The organism is Staphylococcus sp. GDY8P120P, assembly GCF_017892065.1.
Taxonomy (GTDB): Bacteria; Bacillota; Bacilli; order Staphylococcales; family Staphylococcaceae; genus Staphylococcus; species Staphylococcus nepalensis.
This window is the reverse complement of record NZ_JAESKI010000025.1, coordinates 3,448-5,228: the sequence shown is the minus strand read 5'-3', so window position 1 is coordinate 5,228 and position 1,781 is coordinate 3,448. Positions and strand designations below refer to the sequence as shown.

1 rRNA gene is annotated in these 1,781 nt (G+C 48.3%); it reads left to right on the top strand.

The window, feature by feature from the left end:
* Positions 1 to 188: 188 nt before the first annotated feature.
* Positions 189 to 1,741, top strand: a 16S ribosomal RNA gene (locus KA900_RS12650).
* The last annotated feature ends 40 nt before the right edge of the window (positions 1,742 to 1,781 follow it).

Sequence of the window (1,781 nt, the reverse complement as noted above, 5' to 3'; positions counted from 1 at the left end):
ATTCTTTGTTGACAAGACGTAAACAAAGATGGTAAGCTATTAAAGCAACTATGTATAAATGAACATTGAAAACTGAATTGCAATATGTCAACGTGAATGCCGAATTCAACATTAAATGTTGATACAAAAACAACGTGTTATTGATAACACAAATTAGTATTTTATGAGCTAATCAAACATCATAATTTTTTATGGAGAGTTTGATCCTGGCTCAGGATGAACGCTGGCGGCGTGCCTAATACATGCAAGTCGAGCGAACAGATAAGGAGCTTGCTCCTTTGACGTTAGCGGCGGACGGGTGAGTAACACGTGGGTAACCTACCTATAAGACTGGAATAACTCCGGGAAACCGGGGCTAATGCCGGATAATATTTAGAACCGCATGGTTCTAAAGTGAAAGATGGTTTTACTATCACTTATAGATGGACCCGCGCCGTATTAGCTAGTTGGTGGGGTAATGGCTTACCAAGGCAACGATACGTAGCCGACCTGAGAGGGTGATCGGCCACACTGGAACTGAGACACGGTCCAGACTCCTACGGGAGGCAGCAGTAGGGAATCTTCCGCAATGGGCGAAAGCCTGACGGAGCAACGCCGCGTGAGTGATGAAGGTCTTCGGATCGTAAAACTCTGTTATTAGGGAAGAACAAATGTGTAAGTAACTGTGCACGTCTTGACGGTACCTAATCAGAAAGCCACGGCTAACTACGTGCCAGCAGCCGCGGTAATACGTAGGTGGCAAGCGTTATCCGGAATTATTGGGCGTAAAGCGCGCGTAGGCGGTTTCTTAAGTCTGATGTGAAAGCCCACGGCTCAACCGTGGAGGGTCATTGGAAACTGGGAAACTTGAGTGCAGAAGAGGAAAGTGGAATTCCATGTGTAGCGGTGAAATGCGCAGAGATATGGAGGAACACCAGTGGCGAAGGCGACTTTCTGGTCTGTAACTGACGCTGATGTGCGAAAGCGTGGGGATCAAACAGGATTAGATACCCTGGTAGTCCACGCCGTAAACGATGAGTGCTAAGTGTTAGGGGGTTTCCGCCCCTTAGTGCTGCAGCTAACGCATTAAGCACTCCGCCTGGGGAGTACGACCGCAAGGTTGAAACTCAAAGGAATTGACGGGGACCCGCACAAGCGGTGGAGCATGTGGTTTAATTCGAAGCAACGCGAAGAACCTTACCAAATCTTGACATCCTTTGACAACTCTAGAGATAGAGTCTTCCCCTTCGGGGGACAAAGTGACAGGTGGTGCATGGTTGTCGTCAGCTCGTGTCGTGAGATGTTGGGTTAAGTCCCGCAACGAGCGCAACCCTTAAGCTTAGTTGCCAGCATTAAGTTGGGCACTCTAAGTTGACTGCCGGTGACAAACCGGAGGAAGGTGGGGATGACGTCAAATCATCATGCCCCTTATGATTTGGGCTACACACGTGCTACAATGGACAATACAAAGGGCAGCTAAACCGCGAGGTCATGCAAATCCCATAAAGTTGTTCTCAGTTCGGATTGTAGTCTGCAACTCGACTACATGAAGCTGGAATCGCTAGTAATCGTAGATCAGCATGCTACGGTGAATACGTTCCCGGGTCTTGTACACACCGCCCGTCACACCACGAGAGTCTGTAACACCCGAAGCCGGTGGAGTAACCATTTATGGAGCTAGCCGTCGAAGGTGGGACAAATGATTGGGGTGAAGTCGTAACAAGGTAGCCGTATCGGAAGGTGCGGCTGGATCACCTCCTTTCTAAGGATATATTCGGAACATCTTCTTTAGAAGATGAACA